The following is a 23,582-nucleotide window of genomic DNA, read 5'->3' as shown; positions in this document are numbered from 1 at the left end:
TGTAGTTCCGTCATCAGGAATTAAACCTGAAAGGCTACCACTATGTGCTTGAACTGAAGATGCCATAATAGCGCATCCCATACCACCGCCACAACCCCAATCAGTCCAATGACCAACAGAGATTGGCATACCATCAGTATAAGACTCCATGTCATCTATAAATTGGGCATTTACGTTTATTATTGTCATAGAAATTAAGGCAAGTAAGAGGTATTTTAGTTTCATATTAGTTCAATTTATATTTTTTATTAAAATGAATACAAGTATTAATGTAATTCTCAAGTAATATACGACGACGTATTGCGAGCTTTAATAACACCGTAATATAATCGTTTTATTCAAATTTAGTACATCAAAATTTTAGTATTGAGTAATTCAAAGAAATGAGTTGTAAATTTCAGTTTACCAAATTACTTACAAAAATTGAAATATCTTTACGTTTACCCGTAAAGTGCAATAAATTTTAGCTGGTGTTCGTTGGAGAGGGCGCAATGCCGGACGTCAGCTTAAATTAGTTTTACCTAGAATTGAAGTAATAATTCAAAAAATTGACAGTGAAATAAAAAAATAACGAAGGCACAACACCGTGTATATTACATTGCTTCTTTATTCCGAATAATTGATTAAAAACAAGGTAATCCTAACAATAAACAAAACCTAATCACATAGTAAATAACTGTTTACAAGCGAGTTCTTGAGTCTCGTCCAGACCGGACCGAGTGTTAAAAAACATCCGGTGAATGTTTTTAGCGAAGGGGCCAGCAGGCGCGCAGGCATGTTGTGCCTGACCACCGAAGTTAATGTAGGTGGTTTGGGACACTTATATGTGAGATGTGGTTAGATTCCGCATCAAGTGCGGAATGACAAACCGATGAGAAACCTATCCTGAAGCCTGCACTGAGCGGAGCCGAAGTGGAGAGGCTATTTTTGTTTTCTAAAGAAACCACTATATTGCCTTAAATAAGCAACGTATGAAAAAGTTATTTTTTATCGCAATTACAACCATACTAATCCTTACTGCTTGCAAAAGCAAGGAAGGAACCGTATCTGATACTAGCTGTACTACTTGTGAAGATGCGATCATCAGATATTATGGCGACCCGGCTTTAGACGGATGCGGATGGGTGGTGGATGCTGCCTCAACCATTTATATGCCTGAAAATTTACAAGCTGAATTTTATGAGGACAGTTTAAAGGTTAGCATTAAATACAAGGTAAAAGGACGCGTTAATTGCGGATTAGTAAAAGATGCGCATATTGGAATAATTATAGAGGAAATTTATAAGAAAGAATAGAGCAATCAAGGTCATAAAAACAAAACCCCTTTTCAAAGCTGAAAAGGGGTTTTTTACTGTAACCTAACAATAGGTTTAATTTATAATTAATTGTTTGACTAGCTTACTTTGCGAATCTTGAATAATGGCAAAATAAATGGAGGCAGACAATTCCGAAATATTAATCGATTGTTCCGTCCCCATATCTTTTAGATCAACCCATTTAATAAGCCTTCCCGTCATATCATAAATTGAAAGCGATTCCAATTCTAAATTTTCAGGATTGCTTAAATATACCGTGCCAACTGTTGGGTTGGGGTATAAGACTAGGCTAGATAAAATCGAATTATCTTCCAATCCTAAAATCTCTTCAACGGTAATTTCGAAAGTACAAGACACTACATTTCCATTCTCTAATAAGGCTGAAAGTGTAATTTCATGTACACCCACAGGTAATTGGGTTCCGGCAGATGGGCTTTGAGTAGTAGCTGCTATATTGGGAGTACAAATATCTGTAGCAACAGTTATGTCACCCTGATAGTCCAAAAGTTCGTAGGTGGTTCCCGTAGGAATACTTACATTAAAATCGGCAGGACAAGTAACCACAGCGGTTGTGTCGTCTATAACCTCTACATACGAAACACAGCTACCTGTTAATCCATCGTTATCTGTAACAGTTAATGTCACATTATTCATACCTACATCATCACAATTGAAAGTATCGATATCAAGGGACATAGATACTATGGAACCATCATCATAGCTACCGCCGTCAATATCGGCCACAACGATAGTAGCCTCGCCATTACCATCCAATATAACAATATGTGTTTTACACACCGCGGTTGGTGGGTTTAAACTCCCGTCATCGGTGAGGCAATTTCCGGTAGCCTCAATATTGTTTAGAATCACGGCAGTTGGCTGCGGGCCAAATCCAAGATTAAAATTGATGCCTACACTTTGGAGGTGACAGTAACTCATTATCGTTCCACCACCGGCAGGGATTGCAGGTTGAGGACAACCACCTTCAGTGGTTGAACAACCGTCTATGGCCGTATTATTTCCATTCCAAACACAGGCGTGCGTATGTCTTGAGCCCATAAGATGGCCCATCTCATGCGTAACAACCATTACACTCCATGAGTATGTTGGAACATTCTGAACATTTAAATTTACTCCCGAATAACATAGGCTATTGTCTGAATCTGCAGGACAAATCCCTGAAAAGCCACTGGCTAATCCACCATGACCCGGAAGCATCTCAATTAATTGGCCAAGATCTCCCGTTAAGAAATCTGTCTGCGCATGAAATTTAGCTAATTGAGCAGTAGAATTAGTGCCATCATAAGGATCTGGATTCACCCATATCAACATACTTGATGTTCGTGTTAAAATACCATCGTTTGCGTACAATATATAACTCTGTGCAAATAGGCCCGTAATATAGGCAACGGTATTAGCAAGGTTTCCACCATGTACATTATAAACAGTTTGTCCGGCTTCAATATAAATGTCTACGTAATCACCCGGATCCATTGCACTAGGGGTTGCTAATTGTTCTGCGGTATAAGGGACACCATCGTCTACTGTGGCGCACGTAAATTCGAACGAAGCTTTTAAATCACTATCCCTATAAATAATATGATCACGCTCGGAATCTCCAAGTCTGCCAATTGTAAAATTACCTTCATCACTAGCAATAAAACCACTTATTTGGGTTTCGAAAATACTTATTGAAACCAGTGATTTATCATTTCCCGCTATAACCCCGCGATAGTGTTTTCCAAAATCTACTTGATTTGTGATTTCTTGCCCGGTGTCAATAAACGCCTTGAAATCGGGAGAAAAAACATCTGCCTGAATCAAGTCAAGCGAAATAATTTCACCATTAGATTTAAAAGGAATGCTAAGACGCATCTGTTTCGGGTTTTGAGCCAAAAGTTCATTCATCTTTGTTTGGTCAATTGTAAAAACAACGCCATCATTTACAGCTTCTGAATAATTTACTGTAGCATTTTTAGTTTGTCGATTGGTAATTTCAAAAGATTGAAATTCACCAGAAACAAGTTTTGCATCAGTAATAGCTTGAGAGATTTTGTTTGGTCTATTTTCCTGTGCCCATGTTAAAAGCGGCAAAATAAGAAGTAAAAAAATAATTTTTTTCATAGTGATTGGTTTTATCTAAGAGAACCCAATATAATGATTTTATTTTTTAAATTATTGAAGCGCTTCAATAGAAAAAATCTTTATAAAAATAAAACCCCTCTTCGCTACGATAAAAAGGGGGTTGTTGTTGTGTTGAGGCGCTTCCTTTGGTGAGGTGGCTTTTTTGTTTCACAGGTTAAAGAAATGAATTTTACTGCAATAGGCATCTATATTATGTGGCAATAAAAACAATTTTATTGGTCATTTCTTTTTATCAATTAACTTATCGCTAACTATTAAATTAAACGCAGCTTCTTTCATTCTTCTACTTATTGGAATTTTATGCAGACCAATTTTGATTTGGTTTCCCTCGATTTCATTTATTTTTACTTTGGAAACTATATATGATTTATGGGTTTGTACAAATTCATTGTCGGGCAAATAACTCAAAATCATTTTTAAAGGCATTAACACCATATATTTATCCTTATCTGTATAAATAGTAATATAATTTTGAACTGCTTCTATAAATAGGATATCAGAAGAATAAAGTTTAACCAACCTGCCATCAACTTTAACAAAAAAGTAAAAAGGAAAATCCTCAGCTCCTTTTTTTAAATTTATTAGTCTATGACTTTTGTTGGCAGCCTGAAGGAAACGTTCAAAAGATATTGGCTTCACTAGGTAATCGATTACGTCAAATTCAAAACTCTCAATTGCATATTGTGAATAGGCCGTAGTAAATACTACATAGGGTGATTGCTTAAAGGTCTTTAAAAAATCAATACCCGTGATTTTTGGCATTTCAATATCTAAAAACAGTAAATCTATATCAAACTTATTGATAAGGGGCTGCGCTTGAAGTGCGTTTTTACACACCCCTTTAAGATCTAAAAAATCAATTTGTTTTACATATTGCTCTAATCCTTCTCTTGCTAACGACTCATCATCTATAATTAAGCAACTTATTAAACTCATGCCAATTCTATTTTTAACATTACTGAAAATACATCATTAAAGCTACTAATATTTAATTTGTGCTTGTCAGGATAAATTAATTGTAGTCTCTTCTTCACATTTTGTAACCCAATTCCTCCGTTTTTAAGATCTTCTTTTTCGGTGTTTTCAACCGAATTATCTATATAAAAATGAAGCTCATTTTCTGTAATTATTATTTTGCATTTAATAAAATTTAAATCTTTTTCATCGTGGTTGCTGACAAATTTAAACGCGTTTTCAATAAAAGGTATGAGTAAAAGAGGAGCGATTTTTAAACTACTAGTATCATTGATGTTATAATCAAATTCAATATTGACGTCAGCTCCTTTTCTTATTTTCTCTAAATCAAAGTAATTGTCTAAAAATTGTATTTCATTGGATAATAAAATGGTATCATCTGAACAGTCATAAATTTGATACCTTAATAGATCAGAAAATCGAACTAAAACCTCCTTCGCTTTGTTCTTGTCCTTGTCAATTAGATGGTAGATGCTGTTTATTCCATTAAATAATGTGTGTGGATTTATTTGAGCCTTTAAAAATTTTACTTCAGCTTCAAGTTTTTCTCGCTCTAAAGTTTGCTTTAAAGCTCTATTTTTTACAGTCTCCAGTGGTAAAATATAAGTAAACGATAAAAACCAAAATATAATATGGATGAGTATGTCATCCATTAAATAACCAATATAAGCAAGATAAGGCAACGACTTTTCTACATTGAACGCCAATGTTTCTCCCTCCAGATCACTTTTTATGATGTCAAAATGCAATTCTAAAACACCTGAAAGATTCGCATAATAATAATCTACTAATGCCTCTAGCAGACTTATAATTAAAATTGACAAAATTGCCAACAACCAATAATTCAATCTAAATTTATTCTTATGCCTGTATAAATAGAGCGCATTAAAATAGACTAAAAAAGCATTGAAAGCATTTCCATAAAGAGACGGAATAAGCAAAGTGCCATCCGCAGAATTATATCCTTGCCAAGACAAATTTCCTGAATTACATATAAAAATAATTGATGCCCAAACAAGAATATGAACGAATATGTTTTTTAGTTTTTTCAATTTGTTACTGGTTAGAGTCAAATATAACTTGTTTTAAAAAAAGGAATCTTACTTTTTTATAAACGGCTTTTAATTGTTGACAAACGGAAAATTCACAAACCGTACATCAAGGTAAATATTCCGTTTATCAATCAATATTTTATTACACCTGCATTTGAATTCTTTTTGTAGTGAATTTAAAAATGAAAAAAAATGAAAAATTTAAAATTAACTCTTTTAACACTATGTGTTCTGCTTACAGCCCTTATAAGTTGTAGCAATGATGACGATCAAACCAAAGTAGTTCAGACGGATAACCCACTTGTATCAAATACTGATAAATTGGTTGATGACCATTTTAGACCGTTTATTGAATACACAAAATATATAGGTTTAAGTGTTGCAGTAATAGATGGTGATACTACCAGTTTCTATAATTATGGAGATACCTATAAAGGGAATAATACTTTACCTACTGAAAATAGCACTTATGAAATAGGATCAAATACTAAAACTTTTAGCGCTGCGGTACTCACTAAATTAATGTTGGAAAATGGAATTTCTGAGGATACCCCAATAAGCGAATTATTGCCGGAAGAAATAGATCCATTAAATTACCAAGGAAACGAAATAAAAGTTAAGCACCTATTAAATCACACCTCGGGTTTGCCGCGAATTGCCTTAGATATGGACTCGTACGACGATTTTAATATTAATGATCCATATGCTCATTATGGTTTTGATAAATTAATTAATTTCTTAAACCATTATGAGTTAACTAGAATGCCTGGAACTGAATATGAATATTCCAATTTAGGGTATGCCTTGTTAAACGTAATTGTTTTAAATCAAACAGAGCAGCCATTAGCCTATCACATTGAAGAATTTACAAATTTACTTAATATGGATAATACATTTATGACAAACAATTATCCCATAGGTGACAATAGTACGGGCGGCTACGATAATAATGGTAATGAAGGAAATATCTATACTTGGGGAATTTGGGACGCTGTTGGAGGATTATCTTCCAATCTTATAGATTTAGAAAAATATGTAAAAATCCATTTTAGAAGTTATGATGATAATTCAGAAGTAAAGCAGATCGTTGAAATCATCACAACTGAAACATTTAATAACGGTGTGTTTGGAGTGGGTAGAGCCTGGCATATAGTCACCCCTAACAATCACTTAATTCTTAATCATACCGGGGGAACTGGCGGATATACTTCAGTAATATTAATTGAACCAACTAGTGAGAAAGCGATTGTGGTGCTTTCTAATAACGCATTTATTGGTGATATTCTTCAAGAAAAAAGTATTGACTTTTTCGACACCTTCCTTAATAACTAACATTTTTTGATTAGTTGGTTAATTGCCCTGAAGGAGGCTATACAAAAGTTGGTCTCTTCAGGTTTTTAACCGCTACCAGTTCAAATAAATTACAGTTTTTTAAAAGCTAATATCATGAAACAAGCCTGTTTGTTTATTCTAATTATTAACCTGATATTCTCATGTTCTTCTTCAATTCGGCCAGAGTTTCCATCATTGGGATCTCCGTTAGCCTCGTTGTATACCTCAGCCGTTTGCTTTGACCCAGCCAACAGCTCGTGGGATAACAACTCAGGCATTGCTAGATAAAATGTGAGAAGGAGTAGTAAATACTAGAAACAACCAATCTGTACAACCCCAATATTGATAATTGTGATTTACATTCGAATTAATTTCCTAATTTTAAAGGAATTAAATCGTATCGATTGAAAAAGTACCTATGTCTTCTCTTCCTATCCACTGCTACTTTCTTTGGGCAAGATTCGGCTACAATAGATTCTCTGAAACAAATAGTACAAGAAGAAAAACGTCACGATAGCATTATCAGTAATAGCTATGTGTCCTTGATAAAGCATTATAAAAGGAACAATAAAGATAGCTGCATAGGGTATTTGCAAAAACTTAAAGTTTATGCCAATAAAAAGGAGTCTAACTTGGCTAATTATTATTACTATAAACTTAACGCGGGCTATTTCGGTCTATTTGTAAAAGAAGGAGAAGATGCATTCGAATATATTAGTTCAAATCTTAAAACATCTCTTGAATATGCAAGAAAATGTGAGGACCCCAGTATGGTGTCAAAAGCATATGCTAGACTCTCCCAGGAGTATTCCAGGTATGGTTTACATATAGAAGCCTTAGAATTTGCTAAGAAGAACGTTGAATATTCAACCAAAGCAGCTCTTTGGCAGGAAGTTGCGTTTGCCTATGGTGAAATGGGTGAAATTTACCTCAAAGGATTTCATATGACGGAGACATCGCTTCAGTGTGTTTTGAAATCAGACAGTATCTACCTGGCAAATAATTATCACGGTGATGACCGCGGGTTTACACTGAAAACAATAGCGGATATTTACAAACAATTAGGTAAAATTGATGAGGCAGAAGCCTATCAAAAGAAAGCACTGGCACTTTTTGTCGAAACGGACAATGAATTGCAACAGAAATCCATTCTTGGATCTTTGGGATCCATTGAACGGGAGCGCAAGAATTACCCTCAGGCAATCGCTTATTTTGAAGAAAGCATCACCTATTTCCGAGAGAATAAATGGTATATGGAAGAGGCCATGTATCACATTGGTTTAAGCGATGTTTATTTTGAAAGTAATCAGTTGCAAAAGGCAATAGCAACCGCCCAAACAGCCATCACTCTGAATAGGAAAATCAATAACGACTTTGGCGTTTTGTTGGGGTTGATCAATAAGTCGAGATTTTTACTAGCCGCAGGTAATTATCAAGAAAGCTATAAAATTGCGACGGAAGCAAAAAAGATAGCCGACGAAATGGACAGCTATTTTGATAAAAGGGACGCCTTGGAATTACTGTATAAGTCATCTGAAAAACTGGGGAGATTCGAAGAGGCATATAATTTTTCAAAGGAACACAAGAGGGTAAATGACACACTCGTTAAAAGACAGAACCTACAACAGACCAAAGCGCTGGAGGCTCAATATAAAAATGCACAGCAAGAACAAGAGATAACGATACTGCAATCACAGAACGAGCTGATTGCGGAACAGAAAAGAAATCAACGCAACTTGCTTTTAGCTATTATCGGCTTGGTTTTATTAGGTTTTTTGGCGCTGTTCATTTTGTACAGGAATAGACAAAAGACCAATACAAAACTACGGGAGCTTGATACTGCTAAATCTACATTCTTCGAAAATATTTCACATGAGTTTAGAACTCCCTTGAGTTTGATTAAAGGTCCCTTGGAGAAACGACTGTCAAGTGATGCTATTTCCGAAGACGACCGCAACGAGTTGGAGATGATCCAACGAAATTCCGATCGCTTGATGGAACTCATTAATCAATTGTTGGATATTTCCAAACTCGAATCCAAGCATTTTAATTTGACTGTTTCTGAAGGAAATATTTCTACTCTGCTGAAGTCAATAGCCGCTTCTTTCAACTTTATGGCAAAGGAGAAGAACATCAAGTACGAGGTTTCCATACCCAACATCGATCCGGTGTGGTTTGATAGGGATACCGTTGAAAAAATTGTAGTGAATTTGCTCTCGAATGCCTTTAAATATAGTCCTGAAGGTGAGATGGTTTCGTTGAGTGTTATACAGAAGGAGAAAACAATGGAACTGGTCGTGGAGAACAGTGGTGCGCATTTTACTTCACAAGAATTGAATACCATTTTTGAACGATTCTCCCGTTTGCAAAAAGATGAGGAAAAATTTAAGCAAGGAAGTGGTATTGGATTGTCATTGGTAAAGGATTTGGTGTCCCTCTCACATGGTTCAATTAAAGCGGAGAACACTTCGGCCTCAACCGTCAAATTTACAGTCCTGCTTCCAATCCATAAAGACGCGTTCGATTCGAGAGAAATCGTTGACCGAGATGAGAAGGCGGAAAAAACAGGTAAAAGCATCGAAGATAATTCCACCATTGCCTCTCATGAAGGCGAAGATATACCTGTGTTATTGGTTGTAGATGACAATGCCGATATCCGAGCGTTTATAAAGGCGTCTTTTAAAGATAGGTATGAGGTAATTGAAGCTATGGACGGTGAAATGGGCGTTGATCTGGCAATAGAGCGTGTTCCCGATATTATAATATCGGATATTATGATGCCGAAAATTTCAGGGATCGAATTGTGTGAAAATTTAAAGCAAGACGAAAGAACAAGCCATATTCCAATTATCCTGCTAACGGCTAAGATAGAAGAGGAAAGTCAGTATCAGGGGCTCGAGCTCGGTGCTGACGATTATATTTTAAAGCCTTTCAGTATAAAATTACTCGAATCCCGAGTGAACAATCTGGTTGCTTCCAGAGTACAGCTTCAGGAGCGCTATAGTAAAGAAGTGATACTTAGACCGAAAGATATTTCGATCAATAGTTTTGATGAGCGCTTTATAGAAAAAATGAAAGCCGTATTAGACGATAAAATTACTGATGATTCCTTTAGTGTAGAAGAATTCAGCCAATGCCTCAACATGAGCAGAATGCAATTACACAGAAAGCTTAAAGCCCTAATCGGTTTGTCTGCTTCAGACTTTTTAAGAATAGAACGTTTGAAACTAGCTGCTATCCTCTTAAAAAATAAGGAAATCAATGTGAATGAGGTTTGCTATCAAGTGGGATTCAATAACCCATCCTATTTTGCAAAATGCTTCAAAGATGCTTATGGAAGCTCTCCATCAGACTATAGAACAAGGTTCTAGAAACCCCTTTAATCCCTTTTTTACATCTAACAAACCGTCTTGGTACATCTGTGTTAGGAATTGTTACCAGATTGCTACTCTTCTAATAGTTCATTATTTAATTTTACATGGATAGTTTTCTTCTGAAGTGACCCTTTGAAACTATTACAAAGCAAGATGAAGAAAAAGACTTATACAGGCACTTTGGAGCAAATGAATACGCAGGAGATTTATCTCAATGTGAATTATTTGAAACCGGGCATGTATACGTTAAAAATAGTCCATAATAACAAAATCATAAAGCATGCTCAATTTCGAAAAAAGTAGGGAGGCTGTTCCAATGGAACGCCCTTTAGTAACTACTTTGACTTTAAAATCCGCTGGGAAGCTGCGCGGTGCCTTCGGGTAAATTGAGCATATTAACCGTAATATCATTCTGTTCCTTGGCAATAAAACCCTTTCTATAGATCATAATATTTAACCACATATCTATTTCGGTATCTACATAGGTAGTTCCGTTGTATTTCTGCCATTGCGAATTATTGACGAAAGCGCGTAGAAACCAAGTTCCTGTTGACAGATTTTGGTATGCGTAAATTTGATACCCTTCGATATTGTCTGTTGAAACCGAACTACTAGGCATGATGCTACCGGTTCGTCCCGCCCCTGCAATTCCACATGAATACCCTTGAATACTCACCAGATAATCTGTTGTAGATATTTTGGTATCGTAATCTAAAAGTCCATCTGCAGATAAGTTTCTGAAGGCAAATTCAACATAATTTATTGGGCCGTACTTGCTCTGGGCAATATCATAGCGCGAAAGTTCATTGGACGTGGTTCGGACTAAAAATTTGGAGCCTCTTATTGCGGTATTATCTCCCGGGGACTCCAAATAGAACCTACCGTCTACCAATACGTTGCCATCTACATCCAGCGTTGAAGATGGGTTCGTGGTATTTATTCCTATTTGTGCAGAAATAGGGCCTATTGTTGCAATTAATGCAAATACTATAGCTAGTTTTCTCATGATAGTCGATTTATTCAAAAATTGGTACTGAAGATGCCGTGCCTGTATTGGACCCTCCTAAATTGGTGGTAATAGTGACTAGCTCTCTGAAGTATGTTTTGTCATAGACCATTAAGGTAATATAATACTCCAAGGAATCTAAAATATCTAGGTCGAGCTCCTTATTGCTAATTTCCAAATGCCAAGTGCCACCACTTTTAAAAGTCCTAACCACAAAGTGACCTATAGAATAATTATCACCTCCCGGCACCTTCTTGATAGCATCACCCACATGTCTGAAATTAGCAACCCCAACCACATATTTAGTTTCGTCGTATAATAAATCCACATCGTTCAAATTGTCAAGATGCACATTGGTAAAATGGTAATTGACCGTATTAATAGGTGCTACATTCAGATTGTCAGGATCCAGAATGGTAATTCTTCCAACCGGCGTAGAACTTGTAATTCGCGTTACCAATTTAAAGTTTTCTTCAGCAATGGATACCGTATTGAGGTTTCCGGTAACCAATCCTTGCTGTACGAGTACATCACCTGCCACATGTAAGTCGGTCTGAGGATTGGTGGTGCCAATCCCAACTTGGGCGATCATAATTCCACCAGATAAAAAGAAAAATAAGGCGTAGATTTTTTTCATATTGCTAGTGTTAGTTAATAATTGGTGAAGAGGCTGCACCGGATGAGGTACCCCCCATTGGGATGTCAACCGTTCCGTATTGTTTGGAAACATCGTTTGAAAAGATCAACGTGCTGATGGTCCAAACACCAATGCTGCTTTCATCAATACTTGCAGCCTGTGGATAATCTGCCACCAAATGCCAAGTTCCTCCCGAAATAAAGGCAGAAGCAAAAGGCAAACTCGCATTATCAGGGGCACCGGGATTGTTGGTTAGATCCAGTTCCTGATTGAAACTCGCCGAAGTTACGATCACTACATAAGCTGTTGCATCAATTTGTGTGTCGAAGTCTTTTACCCAATCGAGATTAGGTTCTTCAATGATATATTCCTGAATATAGGCCAGTGCCACCCCGGTAGGATTACTAACATCTAATGATTTAATAGAATTATCGGTTTCTTGAATAAGAAAAGTGGATGAATCTACATTGGATAGCGTATTATAGTTTGTGATTTCAAGGTCGCTCGAGATATTCATATCACCGGCAACTTCAAGAGTGGTTCTTGGATTTGGCGTATTGATTCCCACCTGTGAGAAAACAGATGTGCTTCCCAAAAGGAAGCAGAATAACGGAATCGCAGCGGGGGCTTTGTACGATTTCATAAGTATTAATTTGGGTACTACAAAGATAGCCTAATTTGTGTAACTAACTGTTAAATAGTGTGTTGTGAATTGCATTATATCGAATATATTACGTAGTATATCGAATAATTGTTAAAATGAATATAAAAATGTAAGAATTGAAATATAAAAAAGTAGGAATTTTATACTGAAGAAGAAGGGTAAATTTGAACTTATTATACCGTAAAAATTATTTAATTCTCGCCTTTTGAAGAATTTCTGATTTGAATTTTTCTGAATCCTGCAGCACTTCAAAAAAGCTTAACATATAATCTCGGGCAGTTGTGAATTCTTTTGAATTATCAAAATGTACTTCTAGCCTATCCATAACATCCAACATTTCGGTTTTTTTACCCAAAAAACTTTCCCTGAGTTTATAGAATATGGAGAGCTCTCGTTGAAACCCTCTAAACAATCTTTGCGTGACGCTCGTTATATGTAAGGATGTATCCTCAATGGTAGGAACAGTTGCATAACTGGCATCCACAAGTCCGGACATGTCAAAATCATAAGGCACAGGAATAATCTTTTTATCTATAAATAAAAGCTTCTGGTTGTGTTGATACGCGGTGGAATAATCTGTATTCCCAATCATATATTGAAAAAAATCATTTTGTGCAGCACATAGATCGTCCATCGTCAAGGGATGTAACGACCTTTCTATGATGGCGCCATTGTGCCTCGCTGCTATATTGTCTAAATCTTCAATAAGAATACCCAAAAGGGTATGCTCCTTTTCCCTGTTTCCATTTTGATCGGTATAATCGATTGTGACCAATCTGGTTTTATAGTGATAGGGAGAGATAACTTCGTACAATTTATACGCCAAATATTCTTTGAGGATATTGTCATTGTTGTCTTCTTGTCTCAAACAGGGGAGGACTAATTTCAACTTTTTATGTCCTTCAAAAAGAGTTCCCGCAACTTCCTTCTTTTTTAGCTTAATCTTGAGAGGTGCAAAATAACAGTTCTTGAGTCGGTTATTACCTCGCGCCCTTATCTTCATCTTTAATGTTTTCCAAGAGCCATCATCTAATTTATAGCTAAGTTCTGAGCTCACATAGGTGCTATCATTGGTGTTTCGCTTTATGTGCTTATTGGAATAATTTAATTGAATGGGAAGTATCTGTGAGTTTTTAAAAAGTTCAGTTGTTTTTTCATCTAGGGCCGTTTTAGTAACCTCTTGGGCATACGAATTGTGACCCAGTAGTAAAAGTAACGTTAGCGATAGATGTATGACTTCCTTTTTCATTATATTTAAACGGCGCATATCAAATATAACACATAAATGGTAGTTGTATTGGTAGTTTGTTTTTGAATAAAGATCTTTGTTTCTTTCTCGAAATATATACTGAAACTTTATTCGTAAGAATTGCCAATTAAAACCGACTGCTTGAAAACAAATCAGTGAATTCATCTTCCATGCATACCTATTTTTATTCATTCCTACTTTCCTTATTTGTAATATTCAATGTTTGTAGTCAGGATATTGAAACCACTGTCGATAGTATTGCCAATCCCTTTTTGGAAATAAACGACGGCCCCTATGTGTTTATAGAAAACGCTGAATTAATTGAAAAAACAATAGTAAAAGGTGAAATTTTAACCAGACACTTGGCTGCAAATACTTACGACACCCTATTCAAACCGGAGGAGACTGTTTTTACCGATGTTAAGCATATTGTTGCCTTGAGCGATATTCATGGACAATACGATCTAGCGATCGAATTACTTCAAAAGAACCAAATAATTGATGAAAATTTAGCGTGGAATTTTGGTCAAAATCATTTGGTGATTGTAGGTGATGTTTTCGACCGCGGAGAAAAGGTAAACGAATTATTGTGGTTTATCTATAAACTCGAACAACAGGCAAAGACACAAGGTGGAAGGGTGCATTTCTTACTAGGAAATCACGAGTATATGGTACTGCATAATGATCTTCGGTATATTCATAAAAAATACAGAATGACCAGTGCCCTGTTGGAAATGGGCTATGTTTCATTTTACGACAACAATACGGTTATTGGCCGCTGGCTGCGTTCTAAACCAACACTTGTTAAAATAAACAATACCGTCTTTGTACACGGTGGTATTTCCGAAGCATTTTTAAGTCATAACGAATTTGAAATAGAAAAGATCAATGAGATCATGAGAGCTTCGATTGATGTTAGTAAGGCCGGGTTAAAATCTACCGATTTCTATTCAATCTATTACGGATCGGACAGTTTGATTTGGTATCGCGGCTATTTTGATGATAATTTAAGTAATGCAGCCATTTCAGATATTTTAAAACAAATCAATTCGGAACATATCGTTGTTGGCCATTGTTCGAACGAAGAAGTAGTTCAATTATATGATGAAAAGATATACGGTGTAGATTCTAGTATAAAATACGGCAAATACGGGGAGCTTTTGTTCATAAAGAAAAACAAAGCGTTTCGATTGACCCTGGAGGGAAAGAAAAAGAGATTTCGAAAAGCAACTACCTCCAAATAACGTATACAGGTTTATATTAGGTTTTGATCGCCCTTATATGTACCCAATAATCATCTTTTACAGTTGGGATGATATTTTCAAAACCAACATCACGTAACCACTGCAATTGTTTTTTTAAATCGTCCGGTTTATCAAACTCGGTATAATGTTCCACGAGCCACTCCCACTTTTCGCCGTCGGGAAAATTAGTAAGCACAAACGCTTCCCAGCGTTTTAAAAAAGCGCTGTGCTCTGCGGTGTTCTTGTCGATCATTAAGTCGGTATAAGCAAAAACACCTCCCGGTTTTAGTGCGGTGTATATCTTCTTAAAAAGTTGTTTTTTTTCTGCTAAATCGCAATGGTGTAAACTAAACCCGGCCGTAATTAGGTCATAGGTTTCAACAGAAAATTGAAAATCGTTAAAATAGGCAGTTGCATAGACCATTTGATATTCCTTGAACCGCTGTTTACACAATGCGATCATTTCCGGGGAAGCATCCAATAAGGTGTATTTGGAATCTGGAAAAGTCTCTGTTAGTAGTGAGGTTACATTACCATTGCCACATCCCAGATCCAAAATGGTTTTTGGATTGAAATTGGGAGATAGCCCCTGTGTCATGGAGGATAATAAAACTAAATAATGGGGGACACACGCAATCATATCATGCGTATAATTATTAGAGAATTCATTAAACTCGTTTGCTATGGTATCTTTTATTTTCATAAACCGTGAATCGTATTACTAAGATACTATAAAAAGTGTTTTCTTATTAAGCAATAATGCTAGCTGCTACTATTTACAGTCTTAAGAGATGTGCTCACTTTCAATATAAAAACAAGCACATTTTATCGGATTAATTTTACATTTTTACCGACAAACTGTGTTATTCACTATGAAAAACGATATCTTTGTCAGCACAACTAACTCCCCGTTTAGGCTATTTTAGAATAGCAAAACATTAATTTTTATATGTACGATATGCCTTTTACTTGTTAAGAGGTTGGAAATTTTTTATTGCCTATTTGAAATTATATGGGAACGAGGAAAGGAAAGTTGATACAGGAAATTACAAAAGTTGGTGTCGAAAACACACACCATGATTTAATAACATTTCTTGAAGCGGACAAAGGGTTTGAAGTTGTATTCTACAGAAGCTCAATACCCAAAGCACTATCTCATTTTACCACAAAAAAATTCATAGCCGTTAATGAAGCTTGGGAGCAGCTTACCGGTTTTAGCCAGAATGAAATTGTTGGACGTACTGCTGACGATTTAAAAATTATTAAGGTCAAAGAACGCAAGCATATTAGAAAGCAACTTGACAATAGTGGAAAATTAAAATCCTATGAGGCCGAAATTTTTGATAAAGCCGGTAGTGTGAAAGAAGTCATACTTTCCTTTGATAAGATTACGCTGGATGAGAATGATTATGTATTGAGCGAAATCTTGGATATAACCGAACTTAAAAAATCTCAAGCATTATTAAAAACAGAAAAGGAATTTTCTCAAAACGTATTGGCTTCTTTACATGAAGGATTGGCTGTAATAAACAAGAAAGGAGAACTTATTGAAGTAAACCCTGCATTTTGTGAAATGACAGGATTTAAAAGGGAAGAAATTGTTGGTTCAAACAGACCTCGTCCGTATTGGCCACCCGAATCGTATGCCGAGATTGAAGCAGCTTTTAAAGAGACTACAAGTGGAAAACAAACCAGACATACGCTAACCTTTATGCGAAAAAACGGGGAGCGCTTTCCTACATCGCTATCCACAGCTTCACTTAAAGACAATGCTGGAGAGGTAATTGCCTATTTTTCTACCTTTATTGATATCTCTATCCGTATAAAGGCAGAAGAAGATATCATAGCGGCAAAGGAATTTTCAGAAAATGTATTGGCATCGATGCAGGAAGGACTTTTAGTTGTTTCAATAGATGAAGGCAAGCTTACCAGTGTAAACCCATCCTTTTGTAGAATGACCGGCTATACCGAAGAAGAGTTACTCACAACTACAGCTCCTTTTCTATTTTGGGCACCCGAGTGTTACGATACCTGTATTGAACATTATGGGAAATTGTTAAAGGAAGAATTTCACGACACTTACGAAACTATATATAAACGGAAAAATGGAGAGTGTTTTCCTGTGCAAATCATATCGTCTCAAATAATTGATAAAAAAGGAAGTGCGATTGCTATTATGGCAACAATTCGGGATATAACAGAGCGAAAAATAGCCGAAAAGAAGTTAATGTCACTTAACAAAGCCCTAACTAGTACTGTAGCTGAATTAGATGAATTAAAAAACCAATTGCAAAACGAGAACATTTATCTTAGAGACGAGCTGGATTTGGTGTTTAATTTTGAAGAAATGGTGTATGGGAGTGCTGTCTTTGGGCAGGTACTGACCGACGTGGAAAAAGTAGCTCCTACAAATGCGAGTGTGTTGCTTTTAGGCGATTCGGGTACTGGAAAAGAATTATTGGCTCGCGCGGTTCATAAAATAAGCACAAGAAAAGATAAACCCTTGATAAAGGTAAATTGTGCTGCGATCCCAAAAGAGTTGATTGAAAGCGAATTATTTGGTCATAAAAGAGGATCCTTTACCGGAGCAGTACAGGATAAGATTGGGAAAGTTGAACTGGCTCATGGAGGAACCTTGTTTTTAGATGAGATAGGAGAATTGCCACTTTCCATGCAACCCAAATTATTGCGATTTTTGCAAGAAGGAGAAATTGAGAAAATTGGAGAGAACATAACTCGAAAATTGGACGTAAGGATAATTGCAGCGACCAATAGAAATCTTAAAAAGGAAATTGAAAAAAAACGCTTCAGAGAAGATCTATATTTCCGTCTTAATGTATTTCCTATTACAGTGCCTCCTTTGCGAAAAAGGCGAGAGGATATCCCGCTACTCATCGAGCACTTCGTAAATAAATTCGGAAAAATATATCGTAAGGATATTAAATTCATTTCAGACGCCGCCATGAGTCAAATGCAGCAGTACAACTGGCCGGGAAATATAAGAGAATTGGAAAATCTTATAGAAAGAGCTGTGATCCTCTCCAATAATGAATATTTACAATTGCCCGACTTCGAAATATCACAACAAAACACCAATAGATCAATTACCAATTCGAATTTATCGCTTGATGAGGTACAGCGAATTCATATTATCAAAGTGTTGGATACTTGTAATTGGAAAATTGACGGCAAACAAGGTGCTGCGCAATTATTAAAAATTAAACCAAGTACGCTACGCGACAGGATGAAGAAATTAGACATCCAAAGACCCGATTAAATTCACGTTATTCCGTTAAAATACACTAGTTCTAATTTTTGTCCACGCTATTCCGTGGACTTGCAAGCATACAGAAAATTCCACCCTTTTTTTAAAGCGCACTAATACAGTCTATTAGCGGTTTTGGCACGCCTTTTAGCTTCTATGGCATGGGAATTGGCTAATCTATTTTATGAAAATGTCAATCATGTCGGACAATAGTATACTTTTTGAAAAGGCAAAATTCAAAATGGATAAAGGTATCTTGTTTTGCGAATTCTTTAATACAGATATGTGTCAACGACTTCACGAAGAGATTGTCCATCTTTACATCCAGGCCATGACCGCATTGTGCAATGGCAATCCCACTCCTTTTTTGATTGATGTGAGAAAGACTACAGGAACCTATACCATTCATGCCGCTAAACTATTTGCCAATAGCCCGGAGCTAAAACGAGTAAGAATATCTGAAGCATATGTTTTGGATACAAACGCAATGAAGCTTTTAATTAGTTCCTATAAACGAATATACGAACCATTAACTCCCTTTGTCATAGTAAATAACCTCGAACAAGCAATCACGTTTTGCTTGGAATCAAAAAAAGAACATGATACAGTTAACTAAACTAAAGCAATTATCAGAGAATCAAGATGGAGATTTGTTAGAATTGCTTAAGCAAAATGTAATTTTTACGATCACCGACACCCTGGGAAGAATAACCTACGCCAATGAAAATTTCTGCGATTTAGTGGGGTATCATGAACATGAGTTATTGGGAGAAACAAATGGATTGCTAAAATCGGAGTGTGATAAAAACCCAATGTACAGAGCGCTGTGGAAAACCATTAAAAAGGGAAAAACCTGGAACGGCACGCTGTATCACAGTGACAGTAGCAATAAAAATTGTTGGCTGGACACTACCATCACGCCAATTTTAAATAGTAAGGGACAGGTGGAAAAATATGTTGCTATTCACAAAGACATTACTTCCGAACAAGAAGAAAAAAACAGCATAGCTGAGATCGAATTTAGACACAATGCTTTTATAGAGAGTATCCCAAATTTAGTAGTTTCTATTAGTAGATTGGGGAAGATTCTATCTGCAAATCGAGGAATTGGTAATCTTCAAGCGGATGAGCTCATTGGGACTTATGTATACGGTTATATAAATCCAATATTTCACGATTTGGTGCGGAAACACATTATGTCGGTTTTCAATGGTGGTAAACCTCAGCAGTTTGAGACTATGGACTATGGAGTTTCCGCGAATAAAAGATTTTTACTCTCCCAAATAGGACCCAGCTTTGGAAAAGAAGGAGAGATTATATCGGCTACTATTTCAACTAGGGATATCACAAACATTCGAACTATTAAACACGAACTAAGAGATAACGATGCGAAATATCGCACCATCTTTAAGTCTATAGATGTTGGAATAATTGTGGTGGCCGATGATAAAGGAAATATCACCGAATGGAACAAAGGTGCCGAGCTGGCCTTCGGATATTCGGAAGATGAAATAATAGGGTGTCATTTAACACAGTTGATCTCACATCAATTTAGAAAAGCGAGTATGAAGGAGCTTATTGCTGCGGCAAATAAACTCAAAAAAAGCAGGATGCAGGAAACCATCGAAATGCTAGGGCTGAAGAAGGATGGAAAAGAATTTCCGGTTGAATTTGCCCTGAGTAAATGGAAGAAAGGGAAGAATGCATATTTCTGCGCCATGATGTTGGATATCTCTAAAAGCAAATCTTTGGAACAGAAATTAAAAAACAAAACCAGAGATCTGGAATTATTCCTATATCGTTCGGCTCATGATTTGAAAGCGCCTTTTTCTTCTGCCGAAGGAATCATCAATCTTATGAAACAAGAGGATATAAGTCCGAATATCACCCAATTAACATCCATGCTGGATATTACCTTACAAAAAGGGAAATCCATGATCGACAATCTAGCACTTGCGGCAATCATTTCTGATAAAAATAAGGAGCTTCAGCCGGTGGATTTTTCAAACATGATTAACAATATAATTGATGGGCTAAGCGGAACAATTAATTTTCAGTTTATAAAGTTTCAAATGAAGGTGATGGTTCATGGCGAGCTTTATTATAATCATGATTTACTGAAGTCGTTATTTCAAAACCTAATTCAAAACGCAATCAAATTTAGTAGACCCAAAACAGACGATTTTCAACCTGTTGTGGAGATAGAAGTAACCTCCGTTCGAGGGGATGTTCAAATTCTTATAAAAGACAATGGCAGGGGGATTTCAGAGCTGCATTTGGATAAAATATTTGATCTCTACTATAGAGCAGATAATGAAGAAATTCCGGGAGTTGGGATAGGCCTTTATCTAGTAAAAAATATAGTGGACGATCTAAATGGGAAGATTGAGATAACAAGCGAATACCAACAAAGAACCTGTTTTAAAATACAATTGCCCCATTCGACCGGAGCATAATAAATGAAGTATAGTACAAACATAATGCTTATAGACGATAATAAAATCGACCTTTTTATTCACCAAAGAGTGATTGAAAAATTTGATTCAATGGCGCATACGATGGTATTTTCCAACGCAATACATGCAATCACCTATTTGGAGGTGCTTGACGCAACGAAAACAAATTGCGAAAAAGATTTTCCGCAGATCATTTTCTTAGATATTAACATGCCCGAAATGAACGGATTTCAGTTCTTGAACGAAGTAAAGAATATAAGTGCTATACAGAGAAATAGACCTCAAATCTATCTGCTCTCATCTTCTACCTTGCCGGAAGATATTAAGATGGCTAACGAAAATGTACTATGTACCAATTACATAAATAAACCCTTAACGCTAGAAAAAATAACAAATCTTCTAGCGCTCCCCAGACCTAACCGTAAATTTTTAAAAACCTTAAAACAACTACCATGAAAAAAATGAACTTAACCTATTTTGCTATTTTACTGTCAATTTTTTTATTGATTGTTACAAATTCCAATGCCCAAGTTGGGATTGGAACTACGTCCCCCGATCCATCGGCTGTGTTGGACATTGCTTCAACCAACAAAGGAATGTTGATTCCCAGAATGACTACGGTGCAACGAGTTGCTATCACTACCCCTGCTAGCGGACTTGTTGTATTCGACACGACCATTAATGCATTGTTCTATTACAACTCTAGTGTGTGGGTAAATGCGACGCCTTCAGTTCAAACCAGAACCAATCATAAAATTATCAAATCGGCTGCCGACTTAGCCACCGAGCTCACTGCCGGAGGAGGAACAAAGTACTTGCTAACAACCAATACCTTGTATGAGATTAATGGTGCGGTATCGCTGGCATTCCCCATCGAGCTCAACAATGCTTATATTTTAGGGAGAGACACCAACGAAGATATATTAGTGCGAGCCGGAGGGACTATTTTTACAGGTACTACTGGCGGAAGCGTAAAAGGAATTACGTTAACGGCACCCGGGGGTACCGTATTTGCATTGTCAGGTGCCAATACAGAAAATCTGATCTTTAGAGATGCCATTATAGCCAATTCAGGTTCTGTTGGTTCAATTTCAGGTTTTGGATTGATCTTTAAAAGTGTGGTACAGTATGTTGGTAATACCACGGGAATTACTTATAGCAATATAACTTCTTTATTATTAGCCGACCTTGGATGGTCAGATTCTAATGGTGGCACCTATGAAACCTATACCGGAACCTTTACGCTAATTCAAAAAGTAAGTGGTTTTATGAATGCCAATGGAACAGTAGTAGCGATAGACGTAAGCAGTAATCCAACGGTTACTAACGGCGTATTGCTAAGTACTGCTTTTTCGGGAACAAGTACTCAGTTTATTAATAAGTACACGGTAGGGACCTTTGCCGGATATAACTTTACGAATGCATGGACGGTAAACTGCCCCGGAATTCCACAAGAATCAGACAACACTGCTTCCGCAAACATTTATTATAACGGGGGAATTACAACCGGTTTTGTGCAGACGGTATCTAATGGATCTGAGCTAAACCTGACAGGAAATTCTGGATCAAACACAACAACCGCGGTCAATATGTTTAGATCGACTTCTCCTCAAAATAACCGTATCACCTATACCGGAAAGAAAACAAGAACATTTCAAATAAATGCCGCACTGTCGGTTAGAGGTAATAGCGGGACAGGAGATTACTATGCCTTTTTTATCAAAAAGAATGGAACTACCTCACTTGTTGAAACCAATTCCTTAATGCGAGTTAATAATACAGCCGATATTTCGAGTCAATCCATTTCGGGTACCGTAGAACTAGCCCCTAATGACTATGTGGAAATATGGGGACAACGATTGGTAGGTTCGGGTACGACCTCAATCACAGTATTTTCTCTTAACCTTAGTATAAAATAACGCTTTTTTGCCCCTGTAATTTTTATGGTTAGTTAGTTGACGGCGCACCTTGTTTCAATTGTGAAATGAGGTGTGCCTATTTTAATTTAAAAATTTGTACTTTTAAAAGGTAGGGTGAATTCATAACTAACTGTTATACTTTTAAACTGACTTATGTCATTTTTTATTTTGACGTAGGCAACTAGCTTTCAATAACCAAAAAACTCTTTTGTATGAAACGGAGAAATTTTATAAAAAAATCGGGGCAAGCCTTACTTGCCGTTTCAACCATTTCAATTACCGGTGCTGTAATATCTTCGTGTAGCACCAATGACGATGGTTTCTTTGATGATGGATATTACGGAGATGGCTATTACGACGATGGTTATTATGATGATGGCTACTATGATGACGGTTATTACGACGATGGTTATTATGACGACGGTTACTACGATGACGGCTACTATGATGATGGTTATTACGATGATGGTTATTATGATGACGGCTACTATGACGATGGCTATTACGATGATGGTTACTATGATGATGGCTATTACGATGATGGTTATTATGGAGATGCCCAAACAATTCGAGATATTCTATTGGACGGGAACTGGATCGTTGCCAGTTATATTGACAGCGGCGTGGATGAAACATCCGACTATAATGGCTACACAGTCGATTTTGCAACCGGAGATCAAGTATCTGCCACCAACGGTAGTAATACCAATAATGGAACCTGGGTTGTTTCTAGTAACGGACAGAATCTAGCCCTTAACTTTACAGGAGCACCCTTTAATGAATTCAACGACGATTGGGATATCATAAGTGTATTGCCAAACCGCATTGAAGTGAGAGATGTGAGTGGAGGCGGTAGTGGAACCGATATTCTTGTCCTTGAGAAGCTTTAATTTCTAATTAATTTTAATAATGGACATTTCAGAAGCTATTTTTTGAAATGTCCATTTT

Annotated in this window: 19 protein-coding genes; 10 read left to right on the top strand and 9 right to left on the bottom strand. The window is 36.5% G+C overall.

Translation table 11 applies throughout. The features are described 5' to 3' along the window. Positions 1 to 20: 20 nt before the first annotated feature. On the bottom strand, positions 21 to 155 hold the full coding sequence (locus K8F54_RS00860; RefSeq protein WP_290785717.1) for a hypothetical protein: 135 nt from the start codon (positions 153 to 155) through the stop codon (positions 21 to 23). A gap of 816 nt (positions 156 to 971) precedes the next feature. On the opposite strand from K8F54_RS00860, the gene K8F54_RS00855 reads away from it, so the two are divergent. Continuing rightward, positions 972 to 1,295 carry a hypothetical protein gene (locus K8F54_RS00855; protein WP_290785715.1) on the top strand — a complete coding sequence of 108 codons (324 nt, stop codon included), beginning with the start codon at positions 972 to 974 and terminating at the stop codon, positions 1,293 to 1,295. A 75-nt stretch (positions 1,296 to 1,370) separates the two neighbouring features. Here the strand turns inward: K8F54_RS00855 and K8F54_RS00850 are convergent, their stop codons facing one another. The 3 genes from K8F54_RS00850 to K8F54_RS00840 form a co-directional block, all read right to left on the bottom strand. Then, positions 1,371 to 3,440 carry a M12 family metallo-peptidase gene (locus K8F54_RS00850; protein ID WP_290785712.1) on the bottom strand — a complete coding sequence of 690 codons (2,070 nt, stop codon included), beginning with the start codon at positions 3,438 to 3,440 and terminating at the stop codon, positions 1,371 to 1,373. A gap of 240 nt (positions 3,441 to 3,680) precedes the next feature. Then, positions 3,681 to 4,397 carry a LytTR family DNA-binding domain-containing protein gene (locus K8F54_RS00845; RefSeq protein WP_290785709.1) on the bottom strand — a complete coding sequence of 239 codons (717 nt, stop codon included), beginning with the start codon at positions 4,395 to 4,397 and terminating at the stop codon, positions 3,681 to 3,683. Then, positions 4,394 to 5,488, bottom strand: a complete 1,095-nt coding sequence (locus K8F54_RS00840) for a histidine kinase (protein WP_290785706.1) — start codon at positions 5,486 to 5,488, stop codon at positions 4,394 to 4,396. Before K8F54_RS00840 ends, K8F54_RS00845 begins: the two co-directional genes overlap by 4 nt. A gap of 192 nt (positions 5,489 to 5,680) precedes the next feature. On the opposite strand from K8F54_RS00840, the gene K8F54_RS00835 reads away from it, so the two are divergent. Beyond that, complete coding sequence (locus K8F54_RS00835; RefSeq protein ID WP_290785704.1) at positions 5,681 to 6,820, top strand: serine hydrolase domain-containing protein; 1,140 nt, start codon at positions 5,681 to 5,683, stop codon at positions 6,818 to 6,820. Between the two features lie 404 nt (positions 6,821 to 7,224). Continuing rightward, positions 7,225 to 10,191 carry a response regulator gene (locus K8F54_RS00830; protein ID WP_290785701.1) on the top strand — a complete coding sequence of 989 codons (2,967 nt, stop codon included), beginning with the start codon at positions 7,225 to 7,227 and terminating at the stop codon, positions 10,189 to 10,191. A gap of 349 nt (positions 10,192 to 10,540) precedes the next feature. On the opposite strand, the gene K8F54_RS00825 is transcribed toward K8F54_RS00830, so the two are convergent. From K8F54_RS00825 to K8F54_RS00810, 4 genes are all read right to left on the bottom strand, one after another. Continuing rightward, positions 10,541 to 11,200 (bottom strand): hypothetical protein, encoded by a 660-nt coding sequence (locus K8F54_RS00825; RefSeq protein WP_290785698.1) that lies wholly within the window; start codon positions 11,198 to 11,200, stop codon positions 10,541 to 10,543. A 10-nt stretch (positions 11,201 to 11,210) separates the two neighbouring features. Next, positions 11,211 to 11,837, bottom strand: coding sequence for a hypothetical protein (locus K8F54_RS00820; protein WP_290785695.1), 627 nt, complete (start codon positions 11,835 to 11,837; stop codon positions 11,211 to 11,213). 10 nt (positions 11,838 to 11,847) lie between these two features. Then, the gene (locus K8F54_RS00815) at positions 11,848 to 12,480 is read right to left on the bottom strand and encodes a hypothetical protein (protein ID WP_290785693.1); all 633 of its coding nucleotides are present in this window, start codon (positions 12,478 to 12,480) and stop codon (positions 11,848 to 11,850) included. Between the two features lie 208 nt (positions 12,481 to 12,688). Continuing rightward, positions 12,689 to 13,750, bottom strand: a complete 1,062-nt coding sequence (locus tag K8F54_RS00810) for a hypothetical protein (RefSeq protein ID WP_290785690.1) — start codon at positions 13,748 to 13,750, stop codon at positions 12,689 to 12,691. Positions 13,751 to 13,920: 170 nt separating this feature from the next. Here K8F54_RS00810 and K8F54_RS00805 point away from each other — a divergent pair, with 170 nt between their 5' ends. Then, on the top strand, positions 13,921 to 14,994 hold the full coding sequence (locus K8F54_RS00805; protein WP_290785687.1) for a metallophosphoesterase: 1,074 nt from the start codon (positions 13,921 to 13,923) through the stop codon (positions 14,992 to 14,994). A gap of 16 nt (positions 14,995 to 15,010) precedes the next feature. Here K8F54_RS00805 and K8F54_RS00800 read toward each other — a convergent pair whose 3' ends face one another. Next, entirely contained in the window at positions 15,011 to 15,697 is a 687-nt protein-coding gene (locus K8F54_RS00800) for a class I SAM-dependent methyltransferase (RefSeq protein ID WP_290785685.1), read from the bottom strand. A 309-nt stretch (positions 15,698 to 16,006) separates the two neighbouring features. Here K8F54_RS00800 and K8F54_RS00795 point away from each other — a divergent pair, with 309 nt between their 5' ends. From K8F54_RS00795 to K8F54_RS00770, 6 genes are all read left to right on the top strand, one after another. Then, on the top strand, positions 16,007 to 18,271 hold the full coding sequence (locus K8F54_RS00795; RefSeq protein WP_290785682.1) for a sigma 54-interacting transcriptional regulator: 2,265 nt from the start codon (positions 16,007 to 16,009) through the stop codon (positions 18,269 to 18,271). Positions 18,272 to 18,443: 172 nt separating this feature from the next. Continuing rightward, positions 18,444 to 18,875 (top strand): hypothetical protein, encoded by a 432-nt coding sequence (locus K8F54_RS00790; protein WP_290785679.1) that lies wholly within the window; start codon positions 18,444 to 18,446, stop codon positions 18,873 to 18,875. Beyond that, positions 18,859 to 20,715, top strand: coding sequence for a PAS domain-containing sensor histidine kinase (locus K8F54_RS00785; protein ID WP_290785676.1), 1,857 nt, complete (start codon positions 18,859 to 18,861; stop codon positions 20,713 to 20,715). Before K8F54_RS00790 ends, K8F54_RS00785 begins: the two co-directional genes overlap by 17 nt. 3 nt (positions 20,716 to 20,718) lie before the next feature. Beyond that, complete coding sequence (locus tag K8F54_RS00780; RefSeq protein ID WP_290785674.1) at positions 20,719 to 21,171, top strand: response regulator; 453 nt, start codon at positions 20,719 to 20,721, stop codon at positions 21,169 to 21,171. Beyond that, positions 21,168 to 22,634 carry a hypothetical protein gene (locus K8F54_RS00775; protein ID WP_290785671.1) on the top strand — a complete coding sequence of 489 codons (1,467 nt, stop codon included), beginning with the start codon at positions 21,168 to 21,170 and terminating at the stop codon, positions 22,632 to 22,634. Before K8F54_RS00780 ends, K8F54_RS00775 begins: the two co-directional genes overlap by 4 nt. A gap of 212 nt (positions 22,635 to 22,846) precedes the next feature. Next, on the top strand, positions 22,847 to 23,524 hold the full coding sequence (locus K8F54_RS00770) for a hypothetical protein (protein ID WP_290785668.1): 678 nt from the start codon (positions 22,847 to 22,849) through the stop codon (positions 23,522 to 23,524). Positions 23,525 to 23,582: the final 58 nt, after the last annotated feature.

Source organism: Altibacter sp. (assembly GCF_019913785.1).
Classification (GTDB): Bacteria; Bacteroidota; Bacteroidia; order Flavobacteriales; family Flavobacteriaceae; genus Altibacter.
The sequence above is the reverse complement of the archived record's forward strand: the minus strand, read 5'-3'. Positions and strand labels throughout refer to the sequence as shown.